This is a genomic window from Luteibacter sp. P4_E6, assembly GCF_056401535.1.
Genome location: NZ_JBFUJE010000252.1, coordinates 1 through 5,717 on the forward strand (window position 1 = coordinate 1; position 5,717 = coordinate 5,717).

Sequence of the window (5,717 nt, forward strand, 5' to 3'; positions counted from 1 at the left end):
GTCAGGAAGAGCTCATCGCGATCGTGCAGCGCGAGGGTTTCGTTGGTGTCGATGAACTGGCCAGTCATTTCGACGTTGCACCGCAGACCATTCGCCGTGACCTGAACCTGCTCTCCGACAGCGGCCTGATTCGTCGATACCACGGCGGTGTGAGTCCTTCCTCGAGCGTGGAGAACGTCGCCTACGCGGCGCGTCAGACGCTCCAGGCCGCAGAGAAGAACCGTATCGCGGCGTCGATCGCAAAGCAGATCCCGGATGGCTCTTCGCTCTTCATCAACCTGGGCACCACCAACGAGGGCGTCGGCCGCGCGCTGCTCGATCACCGCGACCTGCGTGTGATTACCAATAACCTCAATATCGCGCTCCTGCTCAGCGACAACCCGACCTTCGAGGTGATTGTCGCCGGCGGCGTCGTGCGCGGTCGCGACCGTGGTGTGACCGGCGAGGCGACGATCGAGCTCATTCGTCAGTTCAAGGTCGACTACGGGATCATCGGGATCTCCGGTATCGAGCTGGACGGGACCCTACTGGATTTCGATTTCCACGAAGTACGCGTTGCGCAGGCGATCATCGAGCACTCGCGGCAGGTGTACCTGGGCGCCGATCACACCAAGATCGGACGTAACGCGATGGTTCGGCTGGGTGATTTCTCGCGGGTGGATGCCTGGTTTACCGACAAGGCGCCGCCTGAGCCGTTGATGCCCGTGCTGGAGGCTGCGGGGACGCAGTTGCATGTCGCGGGGGACTGAGGTGACGTGTTTTCGCCGATGAATCGGCTCCTACAGCAGCACGAATTGCGGTTTCTTTTAGGGGAGGCTGCCTGGGCAGCCGTGGACTGAAACCACGCCGAGGGCAGAAAGTGTCGATCTATCAGGCATCTACCCGCGACTGAAGGCCTTGTTTCAAACAAACCCTGCGCTGCACTGCAGCGTGCCATGTTCGTTTATGTTCGAATATGCTCACTTTTAACGCAGGCGCCGCTTGCTGACCGTGTGAAATGTTCGTTTATGCGCCCCTCGGGCGTCTCCGCAAGGAAAAACGAGCGCAGCYGAACATGGCTATTCCCCTCTCAGTGAAGTGGTGCCTCCAGCCAAGCGGAGTGCGCGATGGTCGAGCAGGTCGATGTTCTGGTGGTCGGTGGTGGCGTCAACGGCGTCGGTATCGCACGTGATGCGGTAGGGCGCGGGCTATCGGTGTGGCTGTGCGAAAGGGACGACCTGGCATCGCACACATCCAGCGCGGCGACCAAGTTGATCCACGGCGGGCTGCGTTACCTCGAGCAATTCGAGTTCGCCCTCGTCGGCAAGGCGCTTGCCGAGCGCGAGGTACTGCTCAGGGCGGCGCCGCACATTATCTGGCCACTACGCTTCATCCTCCCGCACCAGCCGCATCTGCGCCCGGCGTGGATGATTCGCATCGGGTTGTTCCTCTATGACCACCTGGGTCGTGGCCGCCGTACCCTGCCGGGTTCGCGGCGTGTGCGCTTTGCCAAACACGTCACCGGCGAGCCGCTGCGCAGTGAGTTCCACCAGGGCTTCGTTTACTCCGATGCCTGGGTGCAGGATGCACGCCTGGTCGTGCTCAATGCGATGGACGCCGTGCATCGTGGTGCGAAGGTCGAGACCCATACCAAATGCATCAGTGCACGTCGCGATGCGGATGGCTGGACGGCCGAGCTCGAATCGCGCGACGGCAGCCGCCACTTCGTCAAGGCGCGCGCGCTGGTCAATGCCGCCGGCCCCTGGGCGGCGAGCTTTCTCGACGACGTCGTTCACCTGAAGCATTCGCATACGCTGCGCCTGATCAAGGGCAGCCACATCGTCGTCCCGAAGATCTTCGATCACCGCTACGCGTACATCTTCCAGCAGCCGGATCGTCGCATCGTCTTCGCCATTCCGTACGAGCGCGACTTCACGCTGATCGGCACGACCGATATCGAATACAAGTCGGATCCGTCGCACCCGGTGATCGAAGCGGAGGAAACGCAGTACCTGTGCGAGGCCGTGAACCGCTACTTCAAGAAGCAGCTCACGCCCGCCGACGTTGTCTGGAGCTATAGCGGCGTCCGGCCGCTGCTGCAGGACGAATCCGGTAGCGCGTCCGAAGTCACACGCGACTACCTTCTCGACATCGACCAGGACGGTGCGCCGCTGCTGAACGTCTTCGGTGGCAAGCTCACGACTTTCCGCAAGTTGTCCGAAGAGGCTGTCGATAAACTCGCCCCGCTGCTGGGCAACGACAAGCCTGCATGGACAGCCGACGCGCGCCCGCTTCCGGGCGGTGGCGAACGGGATATCGATGCGCTCACCGACGACATCCGCTCGTCGCGCCCCTGGCTGCCGGAAACCTTTGCCTGGCGGCTCACGCATATGTACGGCACGCGCGCCCGCGACCTGCTGGGTGAAGCGGACGGCCTCGCCGCGCTGGGCGAGCACTTCGGCTCGGATCTGTACCAGGTGGAGGTGGACTACCTGATCCGCCACGAATGGGCGACCGAAGCTGAAGACATCCTGTGGCGCCGAAGCAAGATCGGCCTGCGCGTCGGCCCCGACGACGTGCGTCGCCTTACCGAGTACCTGAACCGGCGCGTCCCCCAGGGGCCTGCCACCAACCCGTAGCGCCCTGGCGCTTTCCCAGTCATGAAACCCGATGGAGAGACGGATCATGCGACAACAGATAGGCGAGCTGATTTCCGAAGCCCTCGCGATGTTCATCATCATTGCGTTCGGCGATTCCGTAGCGTGCATGTACGTGCTCTACGACCCTAGTCCCTACCTCAACGCTTACTGGGGCGTCTGTATCGCCTGGGGTCTGGCGGTCACCATCGCGATCTACGCGACGGCGTCGGTCTCCGGTACGCATGCGAACCCAGCCGTCACGCTGGCACTCGCGATCTTCCGCGACTTTTCATGGAAGAAGGTCGTCCCGTACTGGATCGCCCAGGTCATCGGTGCATTCCTCGGCGCCGCGATCGTCTATGTGTTGTTCGGACCGGTCATCGACCACTTCAATGCAACGCACAACCTCACTCGTGAGGCCGGAGGCGCGGCAGGCGTGTTCTTCACCCATCCGGGTCTGGCCATCACGCCGATGCRCGCGCTTCTGGATCAGGTCATCCTGACGGCGTTCCTGCTGTTCGGCATCTTCGCGATCACCGAGCAGTACAACGAGACGGCACCGGGTGCCAACAGCGGCGCGCTGATCATCGGCCTGCTGGTCGCGACCATCGGTGCGTCGATGGGTTACCTCGAAGCATGGGCGATCAACCCGGCGCGCGACTTCGGTCCCCGCCTGTTCGCGTTCTTCGCGGGCTGGGGCTCCTCGGCGCTGCCTTCGCCGGACAACTACTGGTGGGTGCCGATCGTCGGCCCGCTGATCGGTGGTGTGGTCGGTGGCGGCGCGTACCAGCTGCTCGTGCATCCCTTCCTGCCGGCACGTCAGCGTGCGCTTGAAGAAGCGCGCCAGGCCGCCGGTCGCAACTCTTCCAACCAAACGACTCGGTGAGGCCAGCAATGGACAAGTCCAAGGACAAGCGCTACATCCTGGCGATCGACCAGGGAACCACCAGCTCGCGCACGATGCTCTTCGACCATGACGGCAACATCGCCGGCACCGCGCAGCGCGAGTTCCCGCAGATCTTCCCGCAGCCGGGCTGGGTCGAACACAACCCGCGCGAGATCATGACCAGCGTGCTGTCGACGATGACCGAGGTCATCAGCAGCTCGGGCATCGACGCCAGCGCTATCGAAGGCATCGGTATCACCAACCAGCGCGAGACCGCGGTGGTGTGGGACAAGGCCACCGGCCAGCCGATCTACAACGCGATCGTCTGGCAGTCGCGCCAGACGATGGACATCTGCGACAAGCTCAAGGAAGACGGCTTCGACCCGATGGTGCGCGAGAAGACCGGTCTGCTCATCGATGCCTACTTCGCCGGGACCAAGGTGCGCTGGATCCTCGACCATGTCGAAGGTGCACAGGAGCGCGCGGAGAAGGGCGAACTGCTGTTCGGTACGATCGACACCTGGGTCATCTGGAACCTCACCGGCGGCAAGGTGCACGTTACCGATTACACCAACGCCTCGCGCACGCTGATGTACGACATCTTCAAGCGCGAGTGGGATGACGAGCTGCTGAAGATGCTCAACGTGCCGCGGGCCATGCTGCCGGAAGTGAAGTCGTCCAGCGAGGTCTATGGCAACACGCTGGCGAAGCATTTCTTCGGCCGTGAAGTGCCGATCGCCGGCATCGCGGGCGACCAGCAGGCCGCGTTGTTCGGGCAGGCGTGTTTCGAACCCGGCCTGGCCAAGAACACCTACGGCACCGGCTGTTTCATGCTGATGAACACCGGCGAGAAGGCCGTGCGTTCGAAGAACGGCCTGCTTACCACCATCGCGTGGGGTCTCAACGGCAAGGTGGAATACGCGCTGGAGGGCAGCATCTTCGTCGCTGGTTCCGTGATCCAGTGGCTGCGTGATGGCCTTCGCATGCTCGGCAAGGCGTCGGATTCGCAGTCGTACGCGGAGCGCGCGAAGGACAACGACGGTGTTTACTTCGTACCTGCCTTCGTCGGTCTTGGTGCGCCTTACTGGCGAAGCGATGTGCGTGGTGCCGTCTTCGGTCTCTCACGCGGCACGACGAAGGAACAGTTCATCCGCGCCGCGCTCGAGTCGATGGCTTACCAGACGCGCGACGTACTCGAAGCGATGCAGATCGACTCGGGTATCCAGTTGAAGGAACTGCGCGCGGACGGCGGTGCGATCGCCAACGACTTCATGGCGCAGTTCCAGGCGGACATCCTCGGGGTTCCTCTGTTGCGTCCGAAGGTGCAGGAAACCACCGCACAGGGTGCGGCGTACCTCGCCGGTCTGGCAGTCGGTTTCTGGAAGGACCAGACGGATATCACCAAGCGCTGGGCGGTGGATCGCGAGTTCAAGCCGTCGATGACGAAGGAAACGCGCGACGAGTTGTATGAAGGCTGGCAGCAGGCTGTCAATGCGACGATGGGCTTCAAGCCGCGTAAGTAAGCTGGCAAGGCCTGCTTACGTTGTAGGAGCCGATTCATCGGCGATCCCGCGGCAGCGGGCCAGGTTGTCGCCATCTGGTTATCGCCGATGAATCGGCTCCTACATAGAGCGGGCTGACGCAAAAAAAAGGGGCGGCGCAGTGATGCGCCGCCCCTTTTTTTAAGGCACTTCAGGGCAGCGCGTAGCCGAACTGTTCGTTAAACTCCGCGGCGAACTGGTCGTACGTGAAGTACTGGTTCTGCGTGCCGGGGTGTTCGACCTTCAGCGCGCCCATGAGCGAGGCCATGTTGCCGATGGTCTTCCAGTCGTAGTTCTTCATGATGCCGAAGATGAGGCCGGCGCGATAAGCATCGCCGCAACCGGTCGGGTCGACGACCTTGCGCTCGCGTGCCGGCGGCACCGTGATGATCTCGCCACCGACATGGATGAGCGAACCGCGCGGGCCCTGCGTGATGATGTACGCGGTGACCTTCGACGCGATGTCGTCCGCGCTCCAGCCCGTGCGCTGCTGGAGCAGCTGCGATTCGTAGTCGTTGACGATGACGTACGTGGACTTCTCGATCATCGCGCGGAACTCGTCGCCGTTGAACAGCGGCATCGCCTGGCCCGGATCGAAAATGAAGGGAACGCCGCGCGCGGCGAACTCGTTCACGTGCTGCAGCATCGCTTCGCGACCGTCCGGTGCGACGA

Annotated in this window: 5 protein-coding genes; 4 read left to right on the plus strand and 1 reads right to left on the minus strand. The window is 62.8% G+C overall.

What is annotated here, in order from left to right:
- The 4 genes from AC1DT2_RS14535 to glpK form a co-directional block, all read left to right on the plus strand.
- A partial coding sequence (locus AC1DT2_RS14535; protein ID WP_477297061.1) for a DeoR family transcriptional regulator occupies nucleotides 1-749 on the plus strand: 749 nt, incomplete at its 5' end.
- Between the two features lie 357 nt (nucleotides 750-1,106).
- Entirely contained in the window at nucleotides 1,107-2,618 is a 1,512-nt protein-coding gene (gene glpD, locus AC1DT2_RS14540) for a glycerol-3-phosphate dehydrogenase (RefSeq protein WP_063572168.1), read from the plus strand.
- 43 nt (nucleotides 2,619-2,661) lie between these two features.
- Nucleotides 2,662-3,504 carry an MIP/aquaporin family protein gene (locus AC1DT2_RS14545; RefSeq protein ID WP_477297063.1) on the plus strand — a complete coding sequence of 281 codons (843 nt, stop codon included), beginning with the start codon at nucleotides 2,662-2,664 and terminating at the stop codon, nucleotides 3,502-3,504.
- 8 nt (nucleotides 3,505-3,512) lie between these two features.
- On the plus strand, nucleotides 3,513-5,027 hold the full coding sequence (glpK, locus tag AC1DT2_RS14550; protein WP_063572169.1) for a glycerol kinase GlpK: 1,515 nt from the start codon (nucleotides 3,513-3,515) through the stop codon (nucleotides 5,025-5,027).
- A gap of 169 nt (nucleotides 5,028-5,196) precedes the next feature.
- Here the strand turns inward: glpK and AC1DT2_RS14555 are convergent.
- On the minus strand, nucleotides 5,197-5,717 hold a 521-nt coding region (locus AC1DT2_RS14555; RefSeq protein ID WP_477297062.1), incomplete at its 5' end, for a PfkB family carbohydrate kinase.

Coding starts and splice junctions, on each gene's coding strand:
- glpK (WP_063572169.1), top strand. CDS start 3,513: ATGGACAAGTCCAAGGACAAGCGCTACATCCTGGCGATCGACCAGGGA.
- glpD (WP_063572168.1), top strand. CDS start 1,107: ATGGTCGAGCAGGTCGATGTTCTGGTGGTCGGTGGTGGCGTCAACGGC.